The organism is Streptomyces sp. SDT5-1 (assembly GCF_052245995.1).
Taxonomy (GTDB): domain Bacteria; phylum Actinomycetota; class Actinomycetes; order Streptomycetales; family Streptomycetaceae; genus Streptomyces.
Genome location: NZ_CM125963.1, coordinates 2,152,235 through 2,178,910 on the forward strand (window position 1 = coordinate 2,152,235; position 26,676 = coordinate 2,178,910).

The window sequence follows — 26,676 nt, forward strand, 5'->3', positions numbered from 1 at the left end:
GCATCGAGCCTAACCGGATGCTGCTTCCGTATACGAACCGGACCAGGCGTAATGGCCGAACCGGCCCTCTTGCGCGATCATGCGAGAGGCGTTAGGGCCCTCGGGCTCACACCGGTGGCCAGGGGATCGCGGGCCAGTCGCCGCCCGGCTCGCGATGGCGGCCGGTCTTCAGGAGGCCCGCGACCCGCTCCCGTACGGCGTCGAGCTCCACCGGGGTGATCAGCTCACCGAGCCGCGCCGCGAGCGGCTCGCCCTCGCCCAGGGCCGCCCGCAGCCCCTCCAGGGCGACCGTCGCCTCCTCGGTGAGCGGCTCCCCCGCCCACCCCCACAGCAGCGTGCGCAGCTTGTCCTCGGCGTTGAACGTCACACCGTGGTCGATGCCGTACAGGTGACCCTCGGCGTCGACGAGCAGGTGCCCGCCCTTGCGGTCACCGTTGTTGATCACGGCATCGAGCACCGAGAGCCGGCGCAGACGGGGGTCGTCGCGGTGCACGAGAAGCGCCGTACGGCCCTCTCCGACCTCCGCGAACCCGATCGCCTTCCAGCCCTCCTCGGGCTCCTCACGGTCGACGAGAGCCAGCAGCTCCCGCCCCTCGGACCCGGCCTCGTCCTCCTCGTCGGGGCCGTCGATCCACAGCTGGACCATGCCCTCGCCGTACGGCCCCTCGCGCAGCACGGTCGGCGGCACCAGGCCCCAGCCCAGCGCCTCCGATACCTCGTACGCGGCGACCTCGCGCTGCGCCAGCGTGCCGTCGGGGAAGTCCCACAGGGGGCGCTCCCCGCGCACCGGCTTGTAGACACAGGTCGCCTCGCGGCCCTCGTGGGCGACGGTGCACAGGAGCACCGCGTTCGAGGCCTCGCGGATCTGCCCTTCCACATGCAGCTCACCGAGGGCGAGCAGGTCCCGGTCGCTCACGCGTCGCGCCGGTATCCGTTCTGGCGCGGACATACGTGTCCCTCCGGGTCGAGCGGCAGGCTGCACAGCGGGCACGGCGGACGGCCCGCGTTCACGACGTCGAGCGCCCGCTTGGCGAACGCGCGGGCCTGGTTCCCGGTGAGGCGGACGCGGAGCATCGGCGGGCCGTTCTCCTCGTCCTGGAGGAGCCGCTCCTCGGCCTCGGCCAGGTCCTCGTCGGACTCGGCGTCCAGCTCGACGAGGGCCTGCGCCTCGACGATCATGCGCTGCTCGTCGCCGTCCCAGGCGAGCGCCATCGTCCCGACGCGGAACTCCTCCTCGACCGGCGCCTCAAGCGGCGCGGTGTCGGAGATCTCGCTGGGGGCCACGGCGGGCACCGGGGCGTTGCCACCACTGCGCCGCACGACCTCGTCGAGCAGCTCGTCCATGCGCTCGGCGAGCGCGGCCACCTGGGTCTTCTCCAAGGCGACGCTGGTGACCCGCGTTCCTGCCGTGGCCTGCAGGAAAAAGGTGCGGCGCCCGGGGAGACCGACCGTACCGGCCACAAAGCGCTCCGGAGGGTCGTAGAGGAACACCTGACGGGACACGTCCTGTCTCCATGGGATCGGGATCGACTGGCTTGAACCGGTCATGCGCGACCGGGCCGACTGTGCTTACGGCTGCTTCACCCTACTGCGGCCGACGATCACGGTGCGCCCGCGCCGCCCCCGACGGGAGCGTCGGGCCCCTGCGGCGTCTCGCGCGGCGCCAGGGACGCGAAGTCGCCGGTGTCGCCGAGGCGTACGAGAAAGGGGCGCAGGCGGGTGTAACGGATCGCCGTGATGGAACACGGCTCTACGGAGATCCGCTGAAAGAGGTCCAGATGCAGCCCGATGGCGTCCGCGACAAGGGACTTGATGATGTCGCCGTGCGAACACATGACGTAGACGGCGTCCTCGCCGTGCTCGCGCTCCACGCGCGCGTTCCACTCCCGCACCGCCTCGGCCGCCCGGTGCTGCATCTCCCGCATCGACTCGCCGCCGGGGAACGCGGCGGCCGTCGGATGCTGCTGCACCACCTGCATCAACGGCTCGTCGGTCAGCTCGGCGAGCTTGCGGCCGGACCAGTCCCCGTAGTCGCACTCGCCGATCCGCTCGTCGGTGTGCGCGGTCAGCTCGGGCCGGGCGGCGAGCAGCGGTGCGACGGTCTCCCGGCAGCGCTGCAGGGGGCTCGTGACGACCTCGGCGACCGGCACTCCCGCGAGCCGCTCGGGCAGCCGCGCGGCCTGCGCGGACCCGCGCTCGTCGAGCGCCACACCGGGCATCCGGCCGGCGAGCACACCGGAGGTGTTTGCGGTGGACCGGCCGTGCCGGACAAGGATGAGCGTGGGCATGTGCCCCAGCCTAAGCACACGACGACGTGCGGCAGTGGCCGGTCCTGGGAAGAATTCGCCTCGTGATCGTCGACTGCGCCATCTACCGGGACGGGCGCCGCATCGAGCGGCCCGCGGACTTCTCCGTCGCGCTCGACGAGGCGCGGGCCGCCGGGGACGCGTTCGTGTGGATCGGGCTGCACGAGGCGAGCGAGGAGGAGTTCGACCGGGTCAGCCACGAGTTCGGGCTGCATCCGCTGGCCGTCGAGGACGCCATGAAGGCACACCAGCGGCCCAAGCTGGAGATCTACGACGACTCGCTGTTCGTGGTCCTCAAGCCGGTCGTGTACGAGCCGAAGAGCGACAAGGTGTCCACGGGCGAGCTGATGCTGTTCCTCGGCGACTCCTTCGTGGTGACCGTCAGGCACGGCGAGGGCGCGCCCCTGAAGGCCGTACGACAGCGCCTGGAGGCCGAGCCGGACTTCCTGAAGCAAGGGCCCACGGCGGTCCTGTACTCGGTCGCGGACGCCACCGTGGACCACTACCTGGAGGTCGCGGCGGAGCTCCAGACGGACCTGGAGGAGCTGGAGACCGAGGTGTTCTCGCCGCAGGGCGGCGGCACCCGGGACACCGCCGAGCGGATCTACACGTTCAAGCGGCAGATCCTGGAGTTCCGGCGGGCCACCGGGCCGCTGGCGATGCCGCTGGAACGGCTCGCGGGGGTCGGGCCCTGGGGCCTGGCCGCCGTGCCGTTCGTGCACGAGGAGGCGCGCCCGTTCTTCCGGGACGTGAACGACCACCTGACGCGGGTCAACGAGTCCGTGGACGGCCTCGACCGCCTGGTCTCGGACATCCTTTCGGCGCACCTGGCGCAGATGAGCGTGCGGCAGAACGACGACATGCGGAAGATCTCGGCGTGGGCGGCGATGGCGGCGGTCCCCACGATGATCGCGGGCGTCTACGGCATGAACTTCGACCACATGCCGGAGCTGCACTGGGTGTGGGCGTACCCGGCGGTGATCGTGGTGATGGCCGCGCTTGAACTCCTGCTGTACCGCATGTTCAAACGCCGCGGCTGGCTGTAGTCCGCCTCGGGCTCCGGCTCAGGCGAACTCGACGGACGTGCTCGCGGGGCCGCCCAGCGCGTCACGCCGCTCCGGCATCCTCAGCGACACCATGCGCCGCCATCCGCCGAGGCGCTCGTACACGTACATGGCCTGGATCCCCGCCGCGAGCGCGGCGGCCTTCGGCTTCGACCAGCCCAGTACGCGCCCCATGTGCGCCATGACGGCGAGGCTCACGTCCCGGTAGATCGCGATCTCGGCCAGGGCGCACTCGCGCAGGATCCGCTGGATGGTGCGCCCGTGCCCCGCGTAGGCGAACCGCAGCAACTCCTCGTGGCAGTACGCGAGGTGGTTGTCCTCGTCGTTCGAGATCATCCTGACGGCGCGGCCGAGATCCGGATCGTCGGCGAAGTGCTTGCGGAGCATCTCCATCTGCTCGGAGGCCCGCTGCTCGGTGACCCTGCTGTGCGCCAGGTACGTGACGATGTCCTGCACCGAGAGCCGCACGTCGCGCTTGAGCTGCTCGTGCGCGAGCCCGATGCCGTGCCGCTCCAGGAGCATCGTGTAGTCGGTCTCCGGGGGCACGGGCACCGGTTCGAGGCCGCGCTTCTTCATGAGGGCGTTGAAGATCCGCCCGTGCTTGTCCTCGTCCGCGCCGTGCCGCGCGATCTTGGGGGCGAGGCCGTGCTCGCTCTCGGGGACCAGGGCGGCGATCCGCCCGTTCTCCCAGCCGCCCTGGGACTCGCCGCTGGCGGCGATGGAACAGAACAGTCGGAACGACTCGTCGTTGTCGATGATCTCTTGGAACAGACTCCTGGCCGACAGCATCTGCGACCTCCATCTCGCCGCGCCGGACTCCCACTACTGCAAAGTCCGAGTCAAATGCGGGACATGGGGTGGGGCAACAGCTGTGCGGGCCAACTCGTCCGAACGGGGGACCCCGGCCGCGGAACCAGGCCGTAACCCGGCCCCGCGTGACGCGTTGTGCTCTGTGACGGCCGTGGCGGGGAAGACCCCCCGAGCCCCCACCACGGCCGCAGAAATCTCCCCGAGGCTTTACGCCAGTCCGGCGCGCTCCAGAGCCTCGGTGCCCGCCCGCAGCGAGGCGAGCCGCTCGTCCAGCGTGAGGCCCGCCGGGTTGACGGTCAGCGTGGTGACACCGGCCTCCGCGTAGGCCCGCATCCGGTCGGCGATGCGGTCCACGGAACCGAGCAGCGTGGTGGAGTCGATGAGCTGCTGCGGGATCGCCGCGGCCGCGCCCTCCTTGTCGCCCGCCAGGTACTTGTCCTGGATCTCGGCGGCCTCCTTCTCGTAGCCCATGCGCTGCGCGAGCTGGTTGTAGAAGTTCTGCTTGCGGCTGCCCATGCCGCCCACGTACAGGGCCGTGTAGGGGCGGAACATGTCGGCGAGCGTGCTGACGTCCTTGTCCTCGCCGAGCGCCAGCGGGACCGTGGGGCAGACGTCGAAGCCCTCCATGGTCTTGCCGGCCTTCTCGCGGCCCGCGCGGATGTGCTGCAGCGCGGTCTCCTCCAGGTGCTCGGCCGCCGGGAAGATCAGCAGGGCGCCGTCGGCGATCTCGCCGGTCTGCTCCAGGTTCTTCGGGCCGATCGCGGCGATGTAGAGCGGGATCCGCTCGCGCTCCGGGTGCACGATCAGCTTGAGCGGCTTGCCGGGCCCGTCGGGCAGCGGCAGCGTCCAGTGCGCGCCGTCGTGGGAGACCCGCTCGCGGCTCATGGCCTTGCGGATGATCTCCACGTACTCGCGGGTGCGCGCCAGTGGCTTGTCGAACTTGACGCCGTACCAGCCCTCCGAGACCTGCGGGCCCGAGACGCCGAGGCCGAGCCGGAAGCGGCCGCCGGACAGCGAGTCGAGGGTCGCGGCCGTCATCGCCGTCATCGTGGGCTGCCGGGCCGGGATCTGGAAGATGGCAGAGCCGACGTCGATCCGCTCCGTCTGGGCGGCGACGTACGCGAGGACGGTGGCGGCGTCGGAGCCGTAGGCCTCGGCGGCCCAGCACACCGCGTATCCGAGCTTGTCGGCCTCCTTCGCCACGGCCAGGTTGTCCGCGTCCATCCCCGCGCCCCAGTAGCCGAGGTTGATGCCGAGCTTCATTGACCACATCCCCTTAACGCCGTACCGAATCCGGTGAATTACCCATGGGTAAGGTGCCTCGACCGGCACCCTAACCCGCGGACCCCGGCGACAGATATCCACAGGAGCCCCGTTCCTGACCTTCGGCCAGTAACCTCAGCGCCCATGGAGCAGAGGCATCTCGGCCGCACCGGCCTGCGTGTGTCCCGGATCGGGCTCGGCACCCTCCTGTGGGGCCGGGACACCGACGAGCACGACGCCGCCGACCTGTTGAAGGCCTTCTGGGAAGCGGGCGGCACCCTCGTCGACACGGCCGACGTGTACGGGGACGGGGAGTCCGAGTATCTGCTCGGCAGGCTCATGGAGCGCCTGGTGCCGCGGCGCGACCTGGTGATCTCCACGAAGGCGGGCAGCGTGCCCGACCCCGACCGCCGCTTCGACGGCTCCCGCGGCCACCTCCTCGCCGCGCTGGACGCCTCGCTGTCCCGGCTCGGCACGGAGTACGTCGATCTGTGGCAGGTGCACGCGTACGACCCGGCGACCCCGCTCGACGAGACGCTCCAGGCCCTCGACATCGCGGTCAGCAGCGGGCGCGCGCGGTACGCGGGAGTGTCGAACTTCTGCGGCTGGCAGCTGGCCAAGGCGGGCACGTGGCAGCTCGCCGCGCCCGGGATGCGGACGCGGCTCGCCAGTACGCAGATGGAGTACTCGCTGCTCCAGCGGGGCGTGGAGCGCGAGGTGCTGCCCGCCGCCCTGGACCTGGGCATCGGCCTGCTGCCGTCGTCGCCGCTCGGCCGCGGGGTCCTGACCGGCAAGTACCGCACGGGCACGCCGTCCGACTCGCGGGGCGGCTCCGACCACATGGCGCCGTTCGTCGCGCCGTACCTCGACGAGGCGGCGGCGCACGTGGTGGACGCGGTGGCGATAGCGGCGGACGGGCTCGCCGTGACGCCGCTCCAGGTCGCGCTCGCGTGGGTGCGGGACCGGCCCGGGGTGGCCGCGCCGATCGTCGGCGCGCGCAACGCGCAGCAGCTCACGGCGGCGTTGTCAGTGGAGGCGCTTAGTCTTCCTGACGAGATCTGCCAGGCGCTCGACGATGTGTCGGCGCCCGTGCACCGCTACCCCGATCAGGACTGGAGCACGTTGTGAGTACGGAGTCCGCTGCCGCGGAGAACGAGTCAGGGGCCCGCCCCGACACGGGGCCGGACACGAACCCGGGGGGCCCGTCGGGGGGCGCCGGCACGGACACCGCGCCCCTGGAGAACACCGCCGAGGCCGGCGCCGGTGCCGAGGCGTCGGCGGGCGGGGCCGCCGAGGGGGCCGAGACGGGCGCTGCGGATGGCGACGGTGCCGGGGGCGAGGCGTCGGTGGATGGGGCCGCCGAGGTCGCGTCCGGGGAGGCCGCCGAGGCGATCGCTGCCGAAGGTGATGGAGCCGAGGTCGAGGTGCCGGCCGACGGGGCCGCCGAGGGTGCTTCCGAGGAGGTCGCTGCCGAGGGCGACGGAGCCGGGGCCGAGGTGTCGGCCGACGGGGCCGCCGAGGGTGCTTCCGAGGGGGCCGAGACGGTCGTTACCGAAGGCGACGGAGCCGGGGTCGAAGTGTCGGCCGACGGGGCCGCCGAGGGTGCTTCCGAGGGGGCCGAGCCGGTCGTTACCGAAGGCGACGGAGCCGGGGTCGAAGTGTCGGCCGACGGGGCCGCCGAGGCGGGCGGTGCCGAAGGGGACGGTGCCGGGGAGATGTCGGAGGCCGAGGCGGAGCTGGCCGCGCAGCGGGAGTTGCGGGAGCGGATCGCGCAGCGGAAGGCCGCCAAGGACGGGCCGATCGAGGCCGGGACGAAGCTGAGCGGCACCGCCGCCGACCTGCTCGCCGCCGTACGCGCGGTGGAGAGCGGCGAGAAGCCGGTCACCGCCCCCGTACTCGCGCGCCCCGAGCCCACCCCCGAGCCGCAGCGGGCCGCCGCCGAGGCCCCGCCCAGGCCGCGGGCCGACGCCCAGGCGGGCCCTGCCCCCGAGGCCGTCGCGGCCGTGCGTGCCGTGCTCGTCGAGGGCGGCGCGCCCGAGACGCTCGCCGACGCGGCCGCCGCCACCCTCGGCGAGGGAGCGGGCGAAGAACTGCGCGCGGACCCGTGGCAGTTGCTGCGGGTGAGCGGGGTCAGGCCCGAGCAGGCGGACGGTTTCGCGCGGGCGCTGCTCGGCGCCGAATGCGGTCCGGAGGACGAGCGGCGGGGCCGCGCCGTCACCGTCTGGCTCCTCGAACAGGCCGCGGACGCCGGCCACACGGCCCTCGACCTCCCGGTCCTCGCGGAGGCGCTCGGCAAGCGCGGCGTGCCCGACCCCGAGGAGGCCGTGCAGAGCGCCGTCGCGGAGGGCGACGCGCTGATCTTCCACGACCCCCTGGAGGACGCCCCCGCGCCCACCCCTGCCGCCGCGGAGGAGGACGGCGAGGAGGAGGAAGAGGCTGAGCGCCCCGTACGGGTCCTGGTCGGGCTCGAGCGGTACGCGCTCGCGGAGGAGAGCCTCGCCGACGGCCTCGCGCGGCTGATCAACGCCGCGCCCAAGGACGGAGGTCCCGCCGCCGCGGGCCTGGAGGAGGCGGCGGCTGCCGCGCGCGGCACGACGGCCGAGCTGATCCGGGCGATCGCCGCGCACCGCCTCGTCCTGCACACCGGCGGCGAGGCCGCCCGTGCCGAGCCGGTCGCGGCGGCGGAGGCCGCGGGCCGGCTGGGGCTGCGGGTGTGCGTCGCCGCGCACAGCACGGACGGCCGCCGCCGCGCCGCCGAACTCCTCGGCCCCGACGCCCCCGAGTCGGCGACGGCGACGGTGGCGGGGCTGCTCGCGCAGGCGGAGGGACCGGGGCTCGACCGGGACGGGGCGTTCGCCCTCGACGTGCTGGTGGTCCTGGACGCGCCGCAACTGACGGTGGGCGACGCGGCGATGCTCGTCGAGCTGCTCGCGGACGGCACGTGCCTCGTCCTGAGCGGCGATCCGGGGACGCTGTGGTCGGCGGGGCCCGGCCGGGTGTTCGCGGACGTCGCGGCGGCGGAGATCTGCCCGCGCATCGCCTCCCGTACGCCGGACTTCGGGCCGATCGGCGAGCTGGTCTCCGGTATCGGCATCGGTGAGCTGAACCAGGTGGAGGCGCCGGGCAAGGAGGTCGTGATCGTTCCGGTGCGGGACGCGGCGGAGGCGATCCACCGGACCGTGCAGCTGGTGGCGGACTCGGTGCCGCGGGCGATCGGGGTGCCGGCGGAGCAGACGCAGGTGATCACGCCGGGGCACGGTGGTGCGGCGGGGACGCGGGCGTTGAACGAGGCGTTGAAGGAGCGGCTCAACCCCGGGCCTGGACGGTTCGGGGGCTTCGACCCCGGGGACCGGGTGGTGTACGTGACCGGGCGCGGGCGGATTCGGCCCGGTGTGGTGGTCGGGGCGGACGCGGAAGGGTTGCGCATCGAGTGCGACGGGGCGCCGGTCCTCGTACCGAAGGAGCAGGTGGACCGGGGCGCGGTGCGGCACGGGTGGGCGATCACCGGGCATCAGGCGGTGGGGGTGCGGTGGCCCGCGGCCGTCGTGGTGCTGCCGGGCGATGCGACGCAGGCGCTCAGTCGTCCCTGGGTCTATACGGCCTTCGGACGCGGTGAGCGTCACCTCTCGGTGGTCCACGGCGCGGACGCGGCCCTCCCCCGAGCGGTCTCCTCGGTCCCCCCGAAACCCCGCACAACCCGCCTGCGCCCCCTGGTCCGAGCCCAGGTCCCGTCTCCGTAGCGCTCCCGCTCCACGGGGGACCGGGGGTTGGCGCCTGCCGCACCGTGGTTGGGGTTCGGCCCTGCCGCGCCGTGGCTGGGCTTGCCGCCTGGTGCGCCCTGGTTGGTGTTGGCGCCTGACCGCGCCGTGGTTCGCGCCCTCGTACCCGCTGCGCGGCACCGGGGGCCGCCTTGCCCACCCTGCCGCCCTGGGGGTCCCCCCGGACGGAGTCTGGGGGAGGCACGTTGCCCAAGGCGGTGGTGGCTGCCCGTAGGCGTTGCGGCACCCCGGGGTGCCTACGCCCCCGGAGGGGGCGGGGGGTGGGATCTTGGGCGGCGGCAGCAGCCCGTAGGCCGCGCGGCGACCGCAACGGGTGGGGCAGCCGCCCCGGCGGCCGTTCGCCCGAGGCGGTGGCGGCTGACCCCAGCCGTTGCGGCACCCCGTAGGGCCTACGCCCCCCGGAGGGGCGGCCCGCCGCCAGCAGCCGCACCGCCCGCTACACGCCCGGGTCCAGCGGCGGGTCGTCCGGGTCGAGGGTGTCGTCGTCGAAGACCGCGCTCACGTCGAAGCGGCAGACGACCTGCTGGGGGTCGACCTGGTCGAAGGGGGACTCCAGCCACTCCCCCGGTTCCGCCGGCTCGTCCGATGCCGTGACCCAGAGCGTGGAGTCGCCCTCCTCCAGGCCGAACTCCTTGTGCCGGGTGGCGATCTCGTCGGGCTCGAACTCGCCGAAGAGGACGCCGAGCGCGGCGTGCACGCTGCTCCCCGCCCCGTTCCCGGCGGAGCCGTCCTCGTCCAGGTCGGCGACCCGCCCGGCCTGGGAGAGCAGACGCTGCGGCTCGACCACGGCGTAGTCGCGTCGGATCAGCACGCTCAGCGCGTTCGGCTCCTCGGGCCCCGCGTACGGCGGCAGCGAGTCCTCGCCGCCGGGGATCTCGAAGGGGGTGACCTCGTCGTAGCGGTCGTAGAGGAGCTCGTCGTACTCCTCGGCCGCGGCGGCCAGTTCGTTGAACGCTTCGTAGACGGCCGGGTCGTCTTCTCCCGACCGGCGCTCGACGGCCGCCAAGTGGGCGTCGAGCGCAGCCTTGACCGCCTCAGCGGCGGCGCGTACCTCGGCAGCGGTGGGCTGCGCAGCATCAGACATAGTGCAGACGCTATCCGTACCGGGCCGCTGCCCGCACAATAGATGCGATGCCGGAATACGAATTTGTCGACGTGTACGTACCGCGCGGGGTCTCCCGCAAGGAGGCGACGCGTCTGCTGACGGACCATGCCGAGTACGGACACTGGGAGTTGGACCGATTGAGCCTGCGCCGCGACGGCAGTCGCCGCGTGCGCCTGCGCCGACGGATCATCCGCCAGGTACGGGCGACATGGTGACCTGACGCCGTACGAGAAGCCGTACGAGAAGAAGAGAAGCCGCCAGAGATCAAGAAATACGGAGCGGGCCCCGTCGCGCGGGACCCGCTCCGTCTCGAACCACTCTCTCGTACCGCCCGATGTCAGGCCGCGGCGTTCGCCCGCCGGTACAGCAGCGCGCCCGCGAGCAGCGCTCCGCCGGCGAGCGGCAGGGCCGCGCCCAGCGGCACCGAGCTTCCGGTCTCGGCGAGCGTGCCGGTCGCCCGGGGGCTGCCGGTCGGGCCGAGCTGGGACTCGCCCTTGGGCTGAGACACCGTCTGCGTCCCCGGCTCGTTCGGCGTGTTCCCCCCGCCGTCGTGCGGGGTGTCGGCCGGCGGCTGCCCGTGGTGCGAGGGCGGCGGGGTGTGCGAGTCCGACGGCGGCGGGGTCGAACTGTCGCCCCCGTTGGAGCAGTCGTTGCCCGTCGTGCTGTTCCCGATGGAACCGAGACCGACGGAGTTGCCGCACGCGTTGACCGGCACGTGCACCGGGATCGACACATGGTTGCCGGAACCGACGCCCGGCGAGTCCGATGAGCTTCCGCTCGCCTGCGAGCCGCCGGACTTGTCGCCCGAGTCGCCCGAGTCGTTCGAGCAGTCGTTGCCCGACGCGGGGTTGAGCAGTCCGACGACGTTGATGGTGTTGCCGCAGGCGTTCACCGGTACGTCCACGGGAGCCTCGACGGAGTTGCCGGACAGGACGCCCGGAGAGTCCGACGAGCTTCCGCTCGCGCCCGAGTCGGCCTGCGCGTAGCCCCCGGTGACGGCGAGTACGCCGGACGCGGCCGCCACGGTGATCAGGCCCTTCCGCATGACCTGTCGCATAGGTTTTCCTGCCTTGCCTAGAAGTCTTGCCCTGGAACGATGCCCAACCCGTCGGCCCCGGAGTGCGTGGACACGCGCTCCGGGGCCGGGGGCTCAGACCCTCAAGGGGTGAGGCACAACGACGTCAGTCGTTGGCGCAGGTGTTGCCGAAGGCGGGGTTCAGCAGACCGATCACGGAGATCGTGTTGCCGCACACGTTCACCGGGACGTGGATCGGAGCCTGAACAACGTTGCCCGAGAGCACGCCGGGGGACTGCACGGCAGCACCCTGAGCGCCCGAGTCGGCGACGGCCATGCCCGCACCCGCGAGAACCAGACCACCAGTGGCAGCCGCAGCAGCGACGACCTTCTTGATCATTATTCCTCCTTGTTGGCAAATGCAGTCCCAGCCGCGGACTGCACTCCCTGTAACGAGGAACAACCAATGGGGCTACGAGCGTCAGGACGGGTTCACTCGTTCCGGTTCACCATGTACACGCGAACGATTTCAGGACGCGTCGATGAAACGGTCGAGGACCCGCACGCCGAACTTCAGGCCGTCGACCGGCACCCGCTCGTCGACGCCGTGGAACATTCCGGCGAAGTCCAGCTCGGGCGGCAGCTGGAGCGGTGCGAAGCCGAAGTTGCGGATGCCGAGCTCCACGAAGGACTTGGCGTCGGTGCCGCCGGAGAGCATGTACGGGATGGCCTTGCCGATCGGGTCCTCGGCCTCGATGGAGGTCTTCATGGCCTCGACGAGCGCCCCGTCGAACGTGGTCTCGACGGCCTTGTCCGCGTGCACGTCCTCGCGCCGCACCTTCGGGCCGAGGATCCGGTCGAGGTCGGCGAGGAACTCGTCCTCGTGGCCGGGCAGGAAGCGGCCGTCGACGTTGGCCGTGGCCTCGCCGGGGATCACGTTCACCTTGTAACCGGCGCCCAGCTGCGTCGGGTTGGCGGTGTTGGAGAGCGTGGCGCCGATCAGCTTGGCGATGCCGCCGAGCTTGGCGATCGTCTCCTCCATGTCCTCCGGGTCGAGCTCGGTGCCGAGCGCGTCCCCGAGCTCGTCGAGGAAGGCGCGCAGCGTCTTGGTGACGCGGACCGGGAACTTGTGGCGGCCGAGCCGGGCGACGGCCTCGGACAGCTCGGTGATCGCGTTGTCGCGGTGGATCATGGAGCCGTGTCCGGCGGTGCCGGCCACGGTCAGCTTCATCCAGTGCATGCCCTTCTCGGCGGTCTGCACGAGGTAGAGCCTGCGCTGCTCGCTGACGGTGAACGAGAAGCCGCCGACCTCGCTGATCGCCTCGGTGACGCCCTCGAACAGGTCGGGGTGGTTGCGCACCAGGTGGCGGGCGCCGTAGACGCCGCCGGCCTCCTCGTCGGCGAGGAAGGCGAGGACGATGTCGCGCGGGGGCTTGCGGCCCGTGCGCAGCCGGTCGCGGACGACCGCGAGGGTCATCGCGTCCATGTCCTTCATGTCGACGGCGCCGCGGCCCCAGACGCAGCCGTCGGCGACCTCGCCGGAGAACGGGTGGTGGGTCCAGTCCGCCGCGTTCGCCGGGACGACGTCGGTGTGCCCGTGGATGAGGAGGGCGGGCCGCGAGGGGTCCTCGCCCTCGATCCGGGCGACCGTGGAGGCGCGGCCCGGATGGGACTCGAAGATCTGCGGGTCGAGGCCGACCTCCGCGAGCTTCTCGGCGGTCCACTCGGCGGCCTTGCGCTCGCCCGGGCCCGAGTGGTCGCCGTAGTTGCTGGTGTCGATCTGGATCAGTTCGCGGCAGAGGTCGACGACCTCGTCCTGCCCGGAGACCGCCCTGCCCGTGCTCGGCTCGCTCACGCTGCTTCCTCTCTTGCCGTGGATTCCCTCATCCTCTCTCTCCTCGGCCTCGGGACCCAAGGCCGGGCGCCCGGCGTCACGTGCCGTTCACAGTCGCGGGGCCGTCGGGCGGGGGGCTGATCGAGGCACTCCGAATCCCTGGTAATGTTCTCTGTGTCGCCGCGGGGAGCACCCCGCACAGAGCGGCAGACACCTTGTCCGGGTGGCGGAATGGCAGACGCGCTAGCTTGAGGTGCTAGTGCCCTTTATCGGGCGTGGGGGTTCAAGTCCCCCCTCGGACACAGAGAAAGACCCCAGTTCATCTGGGGTCTTTTGCGTTTCCGGGGGAGCTGGCTCCCTGTGGCCCGAGTGGCGCGTGATGCAATGGTCGGCCACGAGAGGGAACAGGGGTGGCGTACGGCGTGTTGGCGAACGGTGGGCCCGGGGCGGACGGTTTCCGCCCACTGGACGACCGCGATCCTCGGACGGCGGGCGGGTACCGCCTGGTCGCACGGCTCGGTGCGGGTGGCATGGGCCGGGTCTATCTGTCGCACACGCCGGGCGGCCGTGCCGTCGCCGTCAAGGTGATCAGACCGGAGCTGGCCGAGGACCCCGAGTTCCGCCGCAGGTTCCGTATCGAGGTCGCCGCCGCGGGCAAGGTGCACGGGCTCTACACGGCGCCGGTCGTCGACAGCGACACCGAGAGCGATGTGCCGTGGTGCGCGACCGCGTACGTCCCCGGGCCCTCGCTCGCGGAGGCGGTGCGGGAGCACGGGCCGCTGCCGGTGGACACGGTCCTCCGGATGACGGCCGGGATAGCGGAGGCGCTGCAGGCCGTGCACGACGCGGGGATCGTGCACCGGGACCTGAAGCCGTCGAACGTGCTGCTGGCCTCGGACGGGCCCCGGGTCATCGACTTCGGTGTGGCGCGGGCCGCGGACGCGACGTCCGTGACGAGCAGCGGGACGACCGTGGGCACGGTCGCGTACATGGCTCCCGAGCAGGTGCTCGGCGGTTCGGCGAGCGGGTCCGCCGACGTGTTCGCGCTCGGGCAGACCGCGGTGTTCGCGGCGACCGGGAGCACCGCGTACGGGGAGGGCGAGGCGCACGCGGTGCTGTACCGCGTGGTGCACGAGGAACCGGATCTGTCGCAGGTGCCGGAGCCGCTGCGGGAGTTGGTGTCCGGCTGCCTCAGCAAGAAGCCGGAGGACCGGCCCTCGGTGACGGAGGTCATCGAGAAGGTCCACTCCATACGTGAGTCCCTGCCCGGTGGTCCGGCCCCCGCCACGGACGCGTGGCTGCCGGGCGAGGTCGCCGAGGGGATCGCCGTACGGGCCGAGGGGGCGCGGGTGGCGGGGGCGGAGCCGACGGGGCCCGCGGAGCCGCCGAGCGAGGCGGCTCCCGTCGCGCCGGCCGGGGCCCCGGTCGCGGGCCCCGCTGGTGCCGAGACGGCCGCCGTGGGCACGCGGCCGCCGCGCAAGCGGGCGCGGGCCTGGCTCGCGGCGGCCGGAGTGGTGCTGGTGGCGTGCGGCGCGGCGGCGACGGTGTTCTATCTGGTGCCGCGGGGCGGGGGCCCTGACGGCAAGGCCGCGGGGCCCGCGACGTCGGCCCGCGCGGACGTGACGCGGTCGGCCTCCGCGTCGGCCTCCCCCGGCGGAAAGGCGTCCCGCTCCCCCGGTTCCTCCGCCGCTCCGGAGGCGTCCAGGTCGGCGGTGGCGCCCGCGCCTTCGGGGGCTCCGGCGGACGGCGGCGGGGACGAGCCCTCGACGCCCGAAACGAGTGGGGCGCCGACGTCCGAGCCGCCGCCCGCGGCGACGTACCCGGGCATCCTGATGACGGACGGCCAGGACCTGTATCTCGCGGACGATCCGGTGCGGGCGAAGCCCGACGACGGGCGGGTGGACGAGGATCTCCACTACGCCGTGTTCAGCAACGGCGCGAAGCTGTCGCCGGGCACCGCGTCCGGGGCCTCGCTTGCGCTGCTGCCTGCCGACCAGCCGGCCACGCTCGACGCGTGCAGGGGCGCGGGGGCGGGCCAGGACGCGTACTGGGTGTACGAGCTGCCGGTGGGCCAGCGGCTCTGTCTGACCAGCGGTTCGGGGAACGTGGCGCTGCTGACGCTGCGCGGCAAGACCGAAGGCAAGAACGTGACGCTCGACGCAAAGGTGTGGCGCGCCGCCGCCCAGTAGGCAGGACAGCACGAAGCCCGCGGGACCACGGGGTCGCGCGGGCTTCGTGTGCCGGTGGGCCGGGTTACTTGGACTCGACCGCGTGGCCGCCGAACTGGTTGCGCAGAGCGGCGATCATCTTCATCTGCGGGGAGTCCTCCTGGCGGGAGGAGAAGCGGGCGAAGAGCGAGGCCGTGATCGCCGGGAGCGGCACCGCGTTGTCGATGGCCGCCTCGACGGTCCAGCGGCCCTCGCCGGAGTCCGCCGCGAAGCCGCGCAGCTTGTCCAGGTGGGCGTCCTCGTCCAGGGCGTTGACGGCGAGGTCGAGCAGCCAGGAGCGGATGACCGTGCCTTCCTGCCAGGAGCGGAAGACCTCGCGGACGTTGTCCACGGAGTCGACCTTCTCCAGGAGCTCCCAGCCCTCGGCGTAGGCCTGCATCATGGCGTACTCGATGCCGTTGTGGACCATCTTGGAGAAGTGGCCCGCGCCGACCTTGCCGGCGTGGACGTAGCCGTAGTCGCCCTCGGGCTTGAGGGCGTCGAAGATCGGCTTCACGCGGGCGACGTTCTCGTCCGAGCCGCCGACCATCAGGGCGTAGCCGTTCTCGAGGCCCCAGACGCCGCCGGAGACACCGGCGTCGACGAAGCCGATGCCCTTGGCCGCCAGCTCCTCGGCGTGCTTCTCGTCGTCGGTCCAGCGGGAGTTGCCGCCGTCGACGACGACGTCGCCCTCGGAGAGGAGCTCCTTCAGCTCGTCGACCGTGGACTGGGTGGCGGCGCCGGCCGGAACCATCACCCAGACCACGCGCGGGCCTTCGAGCTTCTCGACGAGTTCGGCGAGGGAGGCGACGTCCGAGACCTCGGGGTTGCGGTCGTAGCCGACGACCTCGTGGCCTGCGCGGCGGATGCGCTCGCGCATGTTGCCGCCCATCTTGCCGAGACCGATGAGACCGAGCTGCATGTCAGTTCACTACTTTCCGTGCTGGTAAGGGCTAGTTGCGGCCGCGCAGCGCGCGGTAGGTGTTGACCAGGGACCGCGTGGACGCGTCGAGGCCGGGGACCTCGGCGCCCTCGGTCAGCGCGGGCTCGACGCGCTTGGCGAGGACCTTGCCGAGTTCGACGCCCCACTGGTCGAAGGAGTCGATGTTCCAGATGGCGCCCTGGACGAAGACCTTCTGCTCGTAGAGGGCGATGAGCTGGCCGAGGACCGAGGGAGTCAGCTCGCGGGCCAGGATCGTCGTGGTGGGGTGGTTGCCCTTGAACGTGCGGTGGGCGACCTGCTCCTCCGCGACGCCCTCGGCGCGCACCTCGTCGGCGGTCTTGCCGAAGGCGAGGGCCTGGCCCTGCGCGAACAGGTTGGCCATCAGCAGGTCGTGCTGGCCCTTGAGGTCCTCGCTCAGCTCGCCGACCGGCTGCGCGAAGCCGATGAGGTCCGCGGGGATCAGCTTCGTGCCCTGGTGGATGAGCTGGTAGTAGGCGTGCTGGCCGTTGGTGCCGGGGGTGCCCCAGACGACCGGGCCCGTCTGCCACTCGACGCCGCGGCCCTCGCGGTCCACCGACTTGCCGTTGGACTCCATGTCCAGCTGCTGGAGGTAGGCGGTGAACTTCGACAGGTAGTGCGAGTACGGGAGCACCGCGTGCGACTGCGCGCCGTGGAAGTTGCCGTACCAGACGCCCAGGAGGCCGAGCAGCAGCGGCGCGTTGGCCTCGGCGGGGGCCGTGCGGAAGTGCTCGTCGACGAGGCGGAAGCCGTCGAGCAGCTCGCGGAAGGCGTCGGGGCCGATCGCGATCATCAGCGAGAGGCCGATGGCGGAGTCGAAGGAGTAGCGGCCACCGACCCAGTCCCAGAACGCGAACATGTTGTCCGTGTCGATGCCGAACTCGGAGACCTTCTCGGCGTTCGTCGACAGGGCCACGAAGTGCTTGGCGACGGCCTTGTCGTCGCCGCCGAGCCCGTCGAGGAGCCAGGCGCGGGCGGCCTTCGCGTTGGTGATCGTCTCGATCGTCGTGAAGGTCTTGGACGCGATGATGAAGAGCGTCTCTGCCGGATCGAGGTCGCGGACGGCCTCGTGCAGGTCGGCGCCGTCGACGTTCGAGACGAAGCGGAACGTCAGGTCGCGGGCGGTGTACGGGCGCAGGGCCTCGTAGGCCATGGCGGGGCCGAGATCGGAGCCGCCGATGCCGACGTTGACGACGTTCTTGATCCGCTTGCCGGTGTGGCCCGTCCACTCCCCCGTACGGATCCGGTCGGCGAAGACGGCCATCTGGTCGAGGACGGCGTGCACCTTCGGCACGACGTTCTCGCCGTCGACCTCGATCACGGCGTCGGCCGGGGCGCGCAGGGCCGTGTGCAGGACGGCGCGGTCCTCGGTCGTGTTGATCTTGTCGCCGCGGAACATGGCGTCGCGCTGCCCGAACACGTCGGTGGCGGTGGCCAGTTCCTGGAGCAGGGCGAGGGTCTCGTCCGTGACCAGGTGCTTCGAGTAGTCGATGTGCAGGTCGCCGACGTTCAGGGTGTAGCGCTCGGCGCGCTGCGGGTCCTTCGCGAAGAGGTCGCGCAGGTGCGTGCCGTTGAACTTCGCGCGGTGGTCCTCGAGGGCCGTCCACTGCGGGCGGCGGGTGAGGAAGGGGGTGCTGTCAGGCATGTTGAACGGACTCCTTGGGTGCGGAGGTGCCGGCTTGCAGCGCGACCGCGTACATCTCGTCGGCGTCGAGGCGGCGGAGTTCCTCCGCGATCAGCTCGGCGGTGGAGCGGACCTTGAGGGCGAGGGTGCGCTCGGGCTGGCCCGGCAGGGTCAGCGTGGCGAGCGGGCCCTCGGGCCTGTCGATGCGGATGTCGCCGCCGGGCGTGCCGAGGCGGACCGCGGTGACGACGGGGCCCGGGGTGGTGACGCGCTCGACGGGGACGCCGAGCCGGGCGCCGAGCCAGCGTGCGAGCAGTTCGGCGCTGGGGTTGCCGGCCTCGGACTCGACGGCGGCGGACACCACGTCGGCGCGCGCCTGGTCGAGGGCGGCGGCCAGCATGGAGCGCCACGGGGTGAGCCGGGTCCAGGCCAGGTCGGTGTCGCCGGGCGCGTAGTGGGCGGCGCGCCGGTCGAGGGCGGCGAGCGCGTCCTCGTCGGCGTACAGGTCGGTGATGCGGCGGGCGGCGAGGGCGCCGAGCGGGTCCTTGGCGGGCTCGTCGGGGGCGTCCACGGGCCACCACACGACGACCGGGGCGTCGGGCAGCAGCAGCGGCAGGACGACGGAGTCGGCGTGCTGGCCGGTCTCGCCGTACAGGCGCAGGATCACGGTCTCGCCGGTGCCGGCCTCGGAGCCGACCCTGACCTCCGCGTCGAGGCGGTTGCCGTGCCGGTCGCGGGGCAGCCGCTTGGTGCGCCGGATGACGACGAGGGTGCGCGAGGGGTGCTCGCGGGACGCCTCCTGGGCGGCCTTCGTCGCGTCGTACGCGTTCTCCTCGTCCGTGACGATGACCATCGTCAGGACCATGCCCACGGCGGGCGTCCCGATGGCCCGGCGCCCTTCGACGAGCGCCTTGTTGATCTTGCTTGCCGTGGTGTCGGTCAGGTCGATCCTCATGGCCTGCGCCAGCTCCGTCCGTCTCGTGCGAGCATCTCGTCCGCTTCCCTCGGGCCCCAGCTGCCCGAGGCGTACTGGGCGGGCCTTCCGACCTTGTCCCAGTGCTCCTCGACGGGGTCGAGGATGCGCCAGGACTCCTCGACCTCCTCCGTGCGCGGGAAGAGGTTGGCGTCGCCCAGCAGCACGTCCAGGATCAGTCGTTCATACGCTTCCGGGCTGGACTCGGTGAACGACTCGCCGTAGGCGAAGTCCATGGACACGTCGCGGATCTCCATCGACGTACCCGGCACCTTGGATCCGAAGCGCACCGTCATGCCCTCGTCCGGCTGGACGCGGATGACGACGGCGTTCTGGCCGAGTTCCTCGGTGGCGGTGGAGTCGAACGGGGAGTGCGGGGCGCGCTGGAAGACGACGGCGATCTCGGTGACGCGGCGGCCGAGGCGCTTGCCGGTGCGCAGGTAGAACGGGACGCCCGCCCAGCGGCGGTTGTCGATCTCCAGCTTCACGGCGGCGTAGGTGTCGGTCTTCGACTTGGGGTCGATGCCGTCTTCCTGGAGGTAGCCGCGGACCTTCTCGCCGCCCTGCCAGCCGGCCGCGTACTGGGCGCGGACGGTGGAGTTCTCCAGGTCGGCGGGGAGCCGCACGGACTTGAGGACCTTGAGCTTCTCGTTGACCAGCGACTCGGCGTCGAACGCGGCCGGCTCCTCCATCGCCGTGAGGGCGAGCAGCTGGAGCAGGTGGTTCTGGATGACGTCGCGGGCGGCGCCGATGCCGTCGTAGTAGCCGGCGCGGCCACCGATGCCGATGTCCTCGGCCATCGTGATCTGCACGTGGTCGACGTACGACCGGTTCCAGATGGGTTCGTACATCTGGTTGGCGAAGCGGAGCGCCAGGATGTTCTGGACGGTCTCCTTGCCGAGGTAGTGGTCGATGCGGAAGACCTGCTCGGGCGAGAACACGTCGTGCACGATCGCGTTCAGCTCGCGCGCCGACTCCATGTCGTGGCCGAACGGCTTCTCGATGACGGCACGCCGCCACGAGCCCTCGGGGGCGTCCGCGAGGCCGTGCTTCTTGAGCTGCTGGACGACCTTGGGGAAGAACTTCGGCGGTACGGAGAGGTAGAACGCGTAGTTGCCGCTGGTGCCGCGCTTCTCGTCGAGCTCGTCGACGGCGCTGCGCAGCTGGGAGAACGCGGTGTCGTCGTCGAAGTCGCCGGGGATGAAGCGCATGCCCTCGGCGAGCTGCTGCCAGACCTCCTCGCGGAAGGGGGTGCGGGCGTGCTGCTTGACCGAGTCGTGGACGACCTGCGCGAAGTCCTGGTCCTCCCACTCACGCCGGGCGAAGCCGAGGAGCGAGAAGCCCGGCGGCAGCAGGCCGCGGTTGGCGAGGTCGTAGACGGCCGGCATCAGCTTCTTGCGGGACAGGTCGCCCGTGACGCCGAAGATGACGAGCCCGGAGGGGCCCGCGATGCGCGGCAGGCGCCGGTCGCGGGGGTCCCTCAGCGGGTTCTGCCAAGCAGTGGAGCTCACTTGGACTCAGCCTCCGTCAGGCGGGAGGAGACGGTGGAGAGCAGGTCGTTCCAGGCGGCCTCGAACTTGGCGACGGCCTCGTCCTCGAGCTGCTGGGTGACCTCGTCGAGCGAGATGCCGAGCGCGTCGACGGCCTTGAGCTCGGCGCGGGCCTGCTCGTAGCGGCCGGTGACGGTGTCGCCGGTGATCTCGCCGTGGTCGCCGGTGGCCTTGAGGGTGCCCTCGGGCATGGTGTTGACGGTGCCGGGGGCGACCAGCTCGTCGACGTACAGGGTGTCCTTGTACGCCGGGTCCTTGACGCCGGTGGAGGCCCACAGCGGGCGCTGCTTGTTGGCGCCGGCGGCCTCCAGCTTGGTGGCGCGCTCGGAGCCGAAGACCTGCTCGAAGGCCTCGTAGGCGAGACGCGCGTTGGCGAGCGCGGCCTTGCCCTTGGCGTTCTTGGCCTCGTCCGTGCCGATCTTGTCGAGGCGCTTGTCGATCTCGGCGTCGACGCGCGAGACGAAGAAGGAGGCGACCGAGTGGATCGAGGAGAGGTCGATGCCGCGCTCGTGGGCCTTCTCCAGGCCCGCCAGGTAGGCGTCCATGACGGCCTGGTAGCGGTCGAGGGAGAAGATCAGCGTGACGTTGACCGAGATGCCGAGGCCGATGACCTCGGTGATCGCCGGGAGGCCCGCGAGGGTGGCCGGGATCTTGATCATCACGTTGGGGCGGTCGACGAGCCAGGCCAGCTGCTTGGCCTCGGCGATGGTGGCCTCGGTGTTGTGGGCGAGGCGCGGGTCGACCTCGATGGAGACGCGACCGTCACGGCCGTTCGTGGCGTCGTACACCGGGCGCAGGATGTCGGCGGCGGCGCGCACGTCCTGCGTGGTCATCATGCGGACGGCCTCGTCGACGGTGACCTTGCGGACGGCCAGGTCGGCGAGCTGCTCCTCGTAGCCCTCGCCCTTGCCGATGGCGGCCTGGAAGATCGAGGGGTTCGTCGTGACACCCACGACGTGGCTGTCCGCGATGAGCTCGGCGAGGTTGCCGGACTCGATGCGGGTGCGGGACAGGTCGTCCAGCCAGATGGAAACGCCTTCGTCGGAAAGGGCCTTGAGGGGGGCGACGGCGTTGCTCATGGTCTGCTTCATCTTCTTTCGTACGTACGTGCTTGCGTAAGGGTCAGGCGCGGGCGGCGGCCAGGGACTCCTTGGCCTTGGCGGCGACGTTCTCGGCGGTGAAGCCGAACTCGGCGAACAGGGTGCCGGCGTCGGCGGAGGCGCCGAAGTGCTCCAGGGAGACGATGCGGCCGGCGTCGCCGACGTAGCGGTACCAGGTCAGGGCGATGCCGGCCTCGACGGCGACACGGGCCTTGACGGACGGCGGCAGGACGGACGCGCGGTAGTCGGCGTCCTGCTCCTCGAACCACTCGACGGACGGCATGGAGACGACGCGGGTCGCGATGCCCTCGGCCTCCAGCTGTTCGCGGGCGGCGACGGCGAGCTGGACCTCGGAGCCGGTGGCGATGAGGACCACGTCCGGGGTCTCCTTCGACGCCTCGACCAGGACGTAACCGCCCTTGGCCGCGTCGTCGTTGGCCTCGTACGTGGGCAGACCCTGGCGGGAGAGGGCCAGGCCGTGCGGGGCGGGCTTCTCGGTTCCACGCTTCAGGATCTCGCGCCAGGCGATGGCGGTCTCGTTGGCGTCGGCCGGGCGGACGACGTTCAGGCCGGGGATGGCGCGCAGCGCGGCGAGGTGCTCGACGGGCTGGTGGGTCGGGCCGTCCTCGCCGAGGCCGATGGAGTCGTGGGTCCACACGTAGGTGACCGGGAGCTGCATCAGGGCGGACATGCGGACGGCGTTGCGCATGTAGTCGGAGAACACGAGGAACGTGCCGCCGTAGATGCGGGTGTTGCCGTGCAGCGCGATGCCGTTCATCTCGGCGGCCATCGAGAACTCGCGAATGCCGAAGTGCACGGTGCGGCCGTACGGGTCGGCCTCCGGGAGCGGGTTGCCCTTCGGGAGGAAGGACGACGTCTTGTCGATGGTGGTGTTGTTCGAGCCGGCGAGGTCGGCGGAGCCGCCCCACAGCTCGGGGATCACCGGGCCGAGCGCCTGGAGGGTCTTGCCGGACGCGGCGCGCGTGGCGACCTTGGTGCCGGTCTCGAAGACGGGCAGCGCGTCCTCCCAGCCCTCGGGCAGACGGCCCGCGAGCACGCGGTCGAGGGTCGCGGAGCGCTCCGGGTTGGCGCCGCGCCACTCGGCGAGCTTCTTGTCCCAGGCGGCGTGCGCCTCGGCGCCGCGGTCCAGGGCCTTGCGGGTGTGCGCGACGACCTCGTCCTCGACGATGAAGGACTGCTCGGGGTCGAAGCCGAGGACCTTCTTCGTGGCGGCGATCTCCTCGGCGCCGAGCGCCGAGCCGTGGGAGGCCTCGGTGTTCTTGGCGTTCGGGGCGGGCCAGGCGATGATCGTGCGCATCGCGATGATCGACGGCTTGTCGGTGACGGCCTTGGCGGCGGCCAGCGCCTCGTACAGGGCCTTCGGGTCGACGTCGCCCTCGGCGGTCGGCTCGATGCGCTGCACGTGCCAGCCGTACGACTCGTAGCGCTTCAGCACGTCCTCGGAGAACGCGGTCGCGGTGTCGCCCTCGATCGAGATGTGGTTGTCGTCGTAGACGAAGACGAGGTTGCCGAGCTTCTGGTGGCCCGCGAGGGAGCTGGCCTCGGCGGAGACGCCCTCCTCCAGGTCGCCGTCGGAGACGATCGCCCAGATGGTGTGGTCGAAGGGGCTGGTGCCCTCGGGGGCCTCCGGGTCGAAGAGGCCGCGCTCGTAGCGGGCGGCCATCGCCATGCCCACGGCGTTGGCGACGCCCTGGCCGAGCGGACCCGTCGTGGTCTCGACGCCTGCGGTGTGGCCGTACTCGGGGTGGCCCGGCGTCTTCGAGCCCTGCGTGCGGAACGCCTTCAGGTCGTCGAGCTCCAGCTCGTAGCCGGAGAGGAAGAGCTGGGTGTAGAGGGTGAGGCTGGTGTGGCCGGGCGAGAGCACGAAGCGGTCGCGGCCGGTCCACTCCGGGTCGGCCGGGTCGTGCCGCATGGCCTTCTGGAAGATCGTGTACGCGGCCGGGGCGAGGCTCATGGCGGTGCCGGGGTGACCGTTGCCGACCTTCTGCACGGCGTCCGCCGCGAGGAGGCGCGCGGTGTCGACGGCACGCTGGTCGCTTTCGGTCCACTCGAAGGGGGCCTCGAAGGGGTCGAGTCCGTCCGGTGTCTGCGTGCTCATCTGTACAGCTTCCTTCGCATCCGTTGTCCTGCCGAGGTGCCGAAAGGCACCGCCCGACCGGGCCCAAAGTCCCAGGTCGAACCACCTACGAATGTAAAGGTCATACTTTTGGCTCGACAGGTGCCCCCGTGCCAGCGTTCGGTGAAAATGGGACACGCACAACGGGCCGAGCCAAGGACAGTGGATGACGGAGCAGGACCCCTCACAGACGAGCGCACATCTGGGATCGGGGGCGCACATCCGCACGTATCCGTTCGACCCGAGCGCGAGCCTCTCGGGCGTCGGGATCCAGGTCGGACCGATGGGTTCGGAGGGTCCGTGGGCGGGCGGCGTCGGCCTCTCGCGGCGCGTGCACCGCATCGACTTCCACGTCCTGTTGTTCTTCCGCGAGGGCCCGGTCCACCACATGATCGACTTCACGGAGTACGAGGTGGGGGCCGGGGACGTGCTGTGGATCCGGCCGGGCCAGGTGCACGGGTTCTCGACGGACGAGCCGTACGTCGGCACCGCGCTCACCATGCAGCCGGGGTTCCTGCCGCGGGCCATCGTCGAGGCGACCGGGCTCTACCGCTACGACCGGCCGCCGCTGCTCCACCCCGATCCGGACCAACTCGCCGCGATCGACGCCTCGTTGGTGCAGCTGCGGCGCGAGTACCTGGACACGTCGACGCTGCCCCTGAGCCTGCACACGGCGGTGCTGCGGCACACCCTGACGGCGCTGATGCTGCGGGTGGCGCATGTGTCGGCGCAGGCCGCGGCGGAGGACGACGGGACGCCGCAGCAGGACACGACCTTCACCCGGTTCCGCACGGCGGTCGAGCAGGGGTTCACGTCCAACCACAGCGTGAGCGCGTACGCCGACGAGTTGGGGTACTCGCGCCGCACGCTGGTCCGGGCGGTGCGGGCGGCGACGGGTCTCACCCCGAAGGCGTTCATCGACCGGCGGGTGGTCCTGGAGGCGAAGCGGATGCTGGCGCACACGGAACTGCCCGTGGGGCGCATCGGGGTGGCGGTCGGCTTCGCGGACTCGGCCAACTTCTCGAAGTTCTTCCAGCAACATGTGGGGGTGTCACCCGCGGGGTTCAGGGCCGAACAGGCGTGAGCTGTCCCGTTGGCACAATGACCCCATGTCACGCACCTCCCCCGCCTGCCCCTGCGGGCTCCCGGCCCCGTACGAAGACTGCTGCGGGCGCTACCACTCCGGCAGCGCCGCCGCCCCCACCGCCGAGGCCCTGATGCGGTCCCGGTACGCCGCGTTCGTGCGGCAGGACGGGCCGTATCTGCTGCGGACCTGGCACCCGGACACCCGGCCGCCCGGCATCGACTTCGCGGACGCGCCGAGGTGGGCCGGGCTCGAGATCGTCGAGGCGACGGACGGCTCCGCCTTCCACCAGCGCGGCACCGTCACCTTCCGCGCCCACTACCGGGGCGGTGTGCTGCACGAGCGCAGCCGGTTCTCCCGGGTGGACGGCGCGTGGGTGTACGTCGACGGCGACTTCGTCGAGTAACCCCCGTGCGGGGCGCGGGAGTTCGCGGGAGTTCAGGGCGCGAGGATGTCCAGCTCCTGCAGCGCGCCGACCGCGATCTCGCGCGTCAGCTCCTCCGCGCGCTCCGCGTTCCGCTCCCGCACCGCCTCCGCGACCTTGACGTGCAGGCTGACCGCCGCCGGGTCCGGGTCCTCGAACATCACCTGGTGGTGGGTGCGGCCCGCGAGGACCTCCGCCACCAGGTCGCCGAGGTGGGCGAACATCTCATTGCCCGACGCATTCAGGACGATGCGGTGGAACTCGACGTCGTGGCCGAGGTAGGCCTCCAGCTGCTGACCGCGTGACGTCGCCACCATGCCGAGCGCGCACTCGGTGAGCGCCGCGCACTGCTCCGCGCTCGCGTTCCGCGCCGCGAGGCCCGCCGCCACCGGCTCCACCGCCGAACGGAGCACCGTCAGCGAGCGCAGCTGCCGCGGCCGGTCGGAGCCCGCGAGGCGCCACCGGATGACCTGCGGATCGTAGACGTTCCACTCCTCCGCGGGCCGCACCGTGACGCCGACCCGCCGCCGCGAGGCCACGAGGTGCATCGACTCCAGGACGCGCACCGCCTCCCGCATGACCGAGCGGGACACCTCGAACCGCTGAGCGAGTTCATCCGTGCGCAGGACACTACCGGCGGGGTACTCGCCGGCCGTGATCGCGGGCCCGAGGCTGTCCAGTACGCGGGCGTGCAGGCCCCGGCCCTCTGTGGTCATGGGACAACCCTAGCGCCGGACTCAATGGTCTGACTTTTATGTCACACCCTCTTGAATTAATCAGACCTATTGAGTTTCAGTGTGGTGTCACAGCGATGTCGACGAAGACAGCGAAACGAGGCAGTACCCGATGAGCACCCCCCACGTCGTCGTGGTCATGGGCGTCGCAGGAACCGGCAAGACCACGATCGGTCCCCTGCTCGCCGAACGGCTCGGCGTCCCCTACGCCGAGGGCGACGACTTCCACCCCGAGGCCAACATCGCGAAGATGTCGGCCGGCACCCCCCTGACGGACGAGGACCGCTGGCCCTGGCTCGACGCCATCGGCCGCTGGGCGCACAGCCGCGCGGGACTCGGCGGGGTGGTCTCCAGCTCCGCCCTCAAGCGCAGCTACCGCGACCGCCTCCGCGCCGAGGCCCCCGGCGCCGTCTTCGTCCACCTCACCGGCTCGCGCGAGCTGATCGAGGACCGGATGGGTCATCGGGAGGGGCACTTCATGCCCACGTCGCTGCTCGACTCGCAGTTCGCCACGCTCCAGCCGCTCGCCGCGGACGAGGCAGGCGTGGCCGTCGATGTCTCGGGCACGCCCGAGGAGATCGCGGACCGGGCCGTCGCGGCCCTGGCGGAGCTCGACTCCACCGCCGCGACGCCGTAACCCCCGCACCGGAACCCCACACCGGCAAGTTCCCCCCGTCCTCCCCCCCCCACTCGTTCAAGGGATAAG

At 71.7% G+C, this 26,676-nt stretch carries 24 protein-coding genes and 1 tRNA gene; 9 read left to right on the forward strand and 16 right to left on the reverse strand.

Annotation, left to right across the window (positions count from 1 at the left end; genetic code table 11):
* Window positions 1-106 precede the first annotated feature (106 nt).
* The 3 genes from ACTWJ8_RS10075 to ACTWJ8_RS10085 all read right to left on the reverse strand — a co-directional run bounded on the left by ACTWJ8_RS10075 (window position 107) and on the right by ACTWJ8_RS10085 (window position 2,288).
* Window positions 107-949 carry an SCO1664 family protein gene (locus tag ACTWJ8_RS10075; protein ID WP_443263625.1) on the reverse strand — a complete coding sequence of 281 codons (843 nt, stop codon included), beginning with the start codon at window positions 947-949 and terminating at the stop codon, window positions 107-109.
* Window positions 913-1,503, reverse strand: a complete 591-nt coding sequence (locus tag ACTWJ8_RS10080) for a DUF3090 domain-containing protein (protein WP_356387544.1) — start codon at window positions 1,501-1,503, stop codon at window positions 913-915. Before ACTWJ8_RS10080 ends, ACTWJ8_RS10075 begins: the two co-directional genes overlap by 37 nt.
* 98 nt (window positions 1,504-1,601) lie before the next feature.
* Window positions 1,602-2,288, reverse strand: coding sequence for a histidine phosphatase family protein (locus ACTWJ8_RS10085; RefSeq protein WP_356387547.1), 687 nt, complete (start codon window positions 2,286-2,288; stop codon window positions 1,602-1,604).
* 62 nt (window positions 2,289-2,350) lie between these two features.
* Between ACTWJ8_RS10085 and corA the strand changes: the two genes are divergently transcribed.
* Window positions 2,351-3,352, forward strand: coding sequence for a magnesium/cobalt transporter CorA (gene corA / locus ACTWJ8_RS10090; RefSeq protein WP_356387550.1), 1,002 nt, complete (start codon window positions 2,351-2,353; stop codon window positions 3,350-3,352).
* 18 nt (window positions 3,353-3,370) lie between these two features.
* On the opposite strand, the gene ACTWJ8_RS10095 is transcribed toward corA, so the two are convergent.
* Together ACTWJ8_RS10095 and ACTWJ8_RS10100 are read right to left on the reverse strand one after the other, a co-directional pair.
* Complete coding sequence (locus ACTWJ8_RS10095; protein WP_443263627.1) at window positions 3,371-4,159, reverse strand: ferritin-like domain-containing protein; 789 nt, start codon at window positions 4,157-4,159, stop codon at window positions 3,371-3,373.
* A 228-nt stretch (window positions 4,160-4,387) separates the two neighbouring features.
* A complete protein-coding gene (locus ACTWJ8_RS10100) occupies window positions 4,388-5,443 on the reverse strand; it encodes an LLM class F420-dependent oxidoreductase (RefSeq protein ID WP_356387556.1) in 1,056 nt (351 codons plus the stop codon).
* A 144-nt stretch (window positions 5,444-5,587) separates the two neighbouring features.
* On the opposite strand from ACTWJ8_RS10100, the gene ACTWJ8_RS10105 reads away from it, so the two are divergent.
* Complete coding sequence (locus tag ACTWJ8_RS10105) at window positions 5,588-6,571, forward strand: aldo/keto reductase (RefSeq protein WP_356387559.1); 984 nt, start codon at window positions 5,588-5,590, stop codon at window positions 6,569-6,571.
* 296 nt (window positions 6,572-6,867) lie between these two features.
* A complete protein-coding gene (locus tag ACTWJ8_RS10110; RefSeq protein ID WP_443264853.1) occupies window positions 6,868-9,183 on the forward strand; it encodes a helix-hairpin-helix domain-containing protein in 2,316 nt (771 codons plus the stop codon).
* 475 nt (window positions 9,184-9,658) lie between these two features.
* On the opposite strand, the gene ACTWJ8_RS10115 is transcribed toward ACTWJ8_RS10110, so the two are convergent.
* Window positions 9,659-10,306: a hypothetical protein gene (locus ACTWJ8_RS10115; protein ID WP_443263628.1), complete on the reverse strand. Its 648-nt coding sequence runs from the start codon at window positions 10,304-10,306 to the stop codon at window positions 9,659-9,661.
* 47 nt (window positions 10,307-10,353) lie between these two features.
* Between ACTWJ8_RS10115 and ACTWJ8_RS10120 the strand changes: the two genes are divergently transcribed.
* On the forward strand, window positions 10,354-10,542 hold the full coding sequence (locus tag ACTWJ8_RS10120; protein WP_018535088.1) for a DUF5703 family protein: 189 nt from the start codon (window positions 10,354-10,356) through the stop codon (window positions 10,540-10,542).
* Window positions 10,543-10,664: 122 nt separating this feature from the next.
* On the opposite strand, the gene ACTWJ8_RS10125 is transcribed toward ACTWJ8_RS10120, so the two are convergent.
* From ACTWJ8_RS10125 to ACTWJ8_RS10135, 3 genes are all read right to left on the reverse strand, one after another.
* Window positions 10,665-11,384 (reverse strand): chaplin, encoded by a 720-nt coding sequence (locus ACTWJ8_RS10125; protein ID WP_356387568.1) that lies wholly within the window; start codon window positions 11,382-11,384, stop codon window positions 10,665-10,667.
* A gap of 124 nt (window positions 11,385-11,508) precedes the next feature.
* A complete protein-coding gene (gene chpH, locus ACTWJ8_RS10130) occupies window positions 11,509-11,742 on the reverse strand; it encodes a chaplin ChpH (RefSeq protein WP_356387571.1) in 234 nt (77 codons plus the stop codon).
* Between the two features lie 129 nt (window positions 11,743-11,871).
* Window positions 11,872-13,197: a M20/M25/M40 family metallo-hydrolase gene (locus tag ACTWJ8_RS10135; protein WP_443263629.1), complete on the reverse strand. Its 1,326-nt coding sequence runs from the start codon at window positions 13,195-13,197 to the stop codon at window positions 11,872-11,874.
* Between the two features lie 196 nt (window positions 13,198-13,393).
* Here ACTWJ8_RS10135 and ACTWJ8_RS10140 point away from each other — a divergent pair.
* Together ACTWJ8_RS10140 and ACTWJ8_RS10145 are read left to right on the forward strand one after the other, a co-directional pair.
* Window positions 13,394-13,478 (forward strand) — tRNA-Leu (locus tag ACTWJ8_RS10140).
* 120 nt (window positions 13,479-13,598) lie between these two features.
* On the forward strand, window positions 13,599-15,365 hold the full coding sequence (locus ACTWJ8_RS10145) for a serine/threonine-protein kinase (RefSeq protein ID WP_356387577.1): 1,767 nt from the start codon (window positions 13,599-13,601) through the stop codon (window positions 15,363-15,365).
* A 64-nt stretch (window positions 15,366-15,429) separates the two neighbouring features.
* On the opposite strand, the gene gnd is transcribed toward ACTWJ8_RS10145, so the two are convergent.
* Genes gnd through tkt form a run of 6 tightly spaced genes read right to left on the reverse strand, consistent with a single transcriptional unit; the run spans window position 15,430 to window position 23,710 of the window.
* Window positions 15,430-16,305 (reverse strand): phosphogluconate dehydrogenase (NAD(+)-dependent, decarboxylating), encoded by an 876-nt coding sequence (gene gnd / locus ACTWJ8_RS10150; RefSeq protein WP_356387580.1) that lies wholly within the window; start codon window positions 16,303-16,305, stop codon window positions 15,430-15,432.
* A 31-nt stretch (window positions 16,306-16,336) separates the two neighbouring features.
* Window positions 16,337-17,989 carry a glucose-6-phosphate isomerase gene (gene pgi, locus ACTWJ8_RS10155; RefSeq protein WP_356387583.1) on the reverse strand — a complete coding sequence of 551 codons (1,653 nt, stop codon included), beginning with the start codon at window positions 17,987-17,989 and terminating at the stop codon, window positions 16,337-16,339.
* A complete protein-coding gene (opcA, locus tag ACTWJ8_RS10160) occupies window positions 17,982-18,923 on the reverse strand; it encodes a glucose-6-phosphate dehydrogenase assembly protein OpcA (protein ID WP_356387586.1) in 942 nt (313 codons plus the stop codon). The genes pgi and opcA overlap by 8 nt, the downstream gene beginning before the upstream one ends.
* Window positions 18,920-20,452 (reverse strand): glucose-6-phosphate dehydrogenase, encoded by a 1,533-nt coding sequence (gene zwf, locus ACTWJ8_RS10165; protein ID WP_356387589.1) that lies wholly within the window; start codon window positions 20,450-20,452, stop codon window positions 18,920-18,922. Before zwf ends, opcA begins: the two co-directional genes overlap by 4 nt.
* Complete coding sequence (gene tal, locus ACTWJ8_RS10170) at window positions 20,449-21,582, reverse strand: transaldolase (protein WP_443263630.1); 1,134 nt, start codon at window positions 21,580-21,582, stop codon at window positions 20,449-20,451. Before tal ends, zwf begins: the two co-directional genes overlap by 4 nt.
* Window positions 21,583-21,613: 31 nt before the next feature.
* A complete protein-coding gene (tkt, locus tag ACTWJ8_RS10175; RefSeq protein ID WP_356387595.1) occupies window positions 21,614-23,710 on the reverse strand; it encodes a transketolase in 2,097 nt (698 codons plus the stop codon).
* Between the two features lie 184 nt (window positions 23,711-23,894).
* On the opposite strand from tkt, the gene ACTWJ8_RS10180 reads away from it, so the two are divergent.
* Both ACTWJ8_RS10180 and ACTWJ8_RS10185 read left to right on the forward strand, forming a co-directional pair.
* Window positions 23,895-24,812, forward strand: coding sequence for a helix-turn-helix domain-containing protein (locus tag ACTWJ8_RS10180; RefSeq protein ID WP_356387598.1), 918 nt, complete (start codon window positions 23,895-23,897; stop codon window positions 24,810-24,812).
* A gap of 25 nt (window positions 24,813-24,837) precedes the next feature.
* The gene (locus ACTWJ8_RS10185; RefSeq protein ID WP_356387601.1) at window positions 24,838-25,218 is read left to right on the forward strand and encodes a YchJ family protein; all 381 of its coding nucleotides are present in this window, start codon (window positions 24,838-24,840) and stop codon (window positions 25,216-25,218) included.
* Between the two features lie 32 nt (window positions 25,219-25,250).
* Here ACTWJ8_RS10185 and ACTWJ8_RS10190 read toward each other — a convergent pair whose 3' ends face one another.
* The gene (locus tag ACTWJ8_RS10190; RefSeq protein WP_356387604.1) at window positions 25,251-25,952 is read right to left on the reverse strand and encodes a FadR/GntR family transcriptional regulator; all 702 of its coding nucleotides are present in this window, start codon (window positions 25,950-25,952) and stop codon (window positions 25,251-25,253) included.
* A gap of 130 nt (window positions 25,953-26,082) precedes the next feature.
* Between ACTWJ8_RS10190 and ACTWJ8_RS10195 the strand changes: the two genes are divergently transcribed.
* Window positions 26,083-26,607, forward strand: coding sequence for a gluconokinase (locus ACTWJ8_RS10195; RefSeq protein WP_356387607.1), 525 nt, complete (start codon window positions 26,083-26,085; stop codon window positions 26,605-26,607).
* The last annotated feature ends 69 nt before the right edge of the window (window positions 26,608-26,676 follow it).

Excerpts from the sequence above, each read along its gene's own strand:
- ACTWJ8_RS10075 (WP_443263625.1), bottom strand. The coding sequence starts at position 949 with ATGTCCGCGCCAGAACGGATACCGGCGCGACGCGTGAGCGACCGGGAC.
- ACTWJ8_RS10085 (WP_356387547.1), bottom strand. The coding sequence starts at position 2,288 with ATGCCCACGCTCATCCTTGTCCGGCACGGCCGGTCCACCGCAAACACC.
- ACTWJ8_RS10095 (WP_443263627.1), bottom strand. The coding sequence starts at position 4,159 with ATGCTGTCGGCCAGGAGTCTGTTCCAAGAGATCATCGACAACGACGAG.
- ACTWJ8_RS10100 (WP_356387556.1), bottom strand. The coding sequence starts at position 5,443 with ATGAAGCTCGGCATCAACCTCGGCTACTGGGGCGCGGGGATGGACGCG.
- ACTWJ8_RS10105 (WP_356387559.1), top strand. The coding sequence starts at position 5,588 with ATGGAGCAGAGGCATCTCGGCCGCACCGGCCTGCGTGTGTCCCGGATC.
- ACTWJ8_RS10115 (WP_443263628.1), bottom strand. The coding sequence starts at position 10,306 with ATGTCTGATGCTGCGCAGCCCACCGCTGCCGAGGTACGCGCCGCCGCT.
- ACTWJ8_RS10120 (WP_018535088.1), top strand. The coding sequence starts at position 10,354 with ATGCCGGAATACGAATTTGTCGACGTGTACGTACCGCGCGGGGTCTCC.
- ACTWJ8_RS10125 (WP_356387568.1), bottom strand. The coding sequence starts at position 11,384 with ATGCGACAGGTCATGCGGAAGGGCCTGATCACCGTGGCGGCCGCGTCC.
- chpH (WP_356387571.1), bottom strand. The coding sequence starts at position 11,742 with ATGATCAAGAAGGTCGTCGCTGCTGCGGCTGCCACTGGTGGTCTGGTT.
- gnd (WP_356387580.1), bottom strand. The coding sequence starts at position 16,305 with ATGCAGCTCGGTCTCATCGGTCTCGGCAAGATGGGCGGCAACATGCGC.
- pgi (WP_356387583.1), bottom strand. The coding sequence starts at position 17,989 with ATGCCTGACAGCACCCCCTTCCTCACCCGCCGCCCGCAGTGGACGGCC.
- opcA (WP_356387586.1), bottom strand. The coding sequence starts at position 18,923 with ATGAGGATCGACCTGACCGACACCACGGCAAGCAAGATCAACAAGGCG.
- tal (WP_443263630.1), bottom strand. The coding sequence starts at position 21,582 with ATGAAGCAGACCATGAGCAACGCCGTCGCCCCCCTCAAGGCCCTTTCC.
- tkt (WP_356387595.1), bottom strand. The coding sequence starts at position 23,710 with ATGAGCACGCAGACACCGGACGGACTCGACCCCTTCGAGGCCCCCTTC.
- ACTWJ8_RS10180 (WP_356387598.1), top strand. The coding sequence starts at position 23,895 with ATGACGGAGCAGGACCCCTCACAGACGAGCGCACATCTGGGATCGGGG.
- ACTWJ8_RS10185 (WP_356387601.1), top strand. The coding sequence starts at position 24,838 with ATGTCACGCACCTCCCCCGCCTGCCCCTGCGGGCTCCCGGCCCCGTAC.
- ACTWJ8_RS10190 (WP_356387604.1), bottom strand. The coding sequence starts at position 25,952 with ATGACCACAGAGGGCCGGGGCCTGCACGCCCGCGTACTGGACAGCCTC.
- ACTWJ8_RS10195 (WP_356387607.1), top strand. The coding sequence starts at position 26,083 with ATGAGCACCCCCCACGTCGTCGTGGTCATGGGCGTCGCAGGAACCGGC.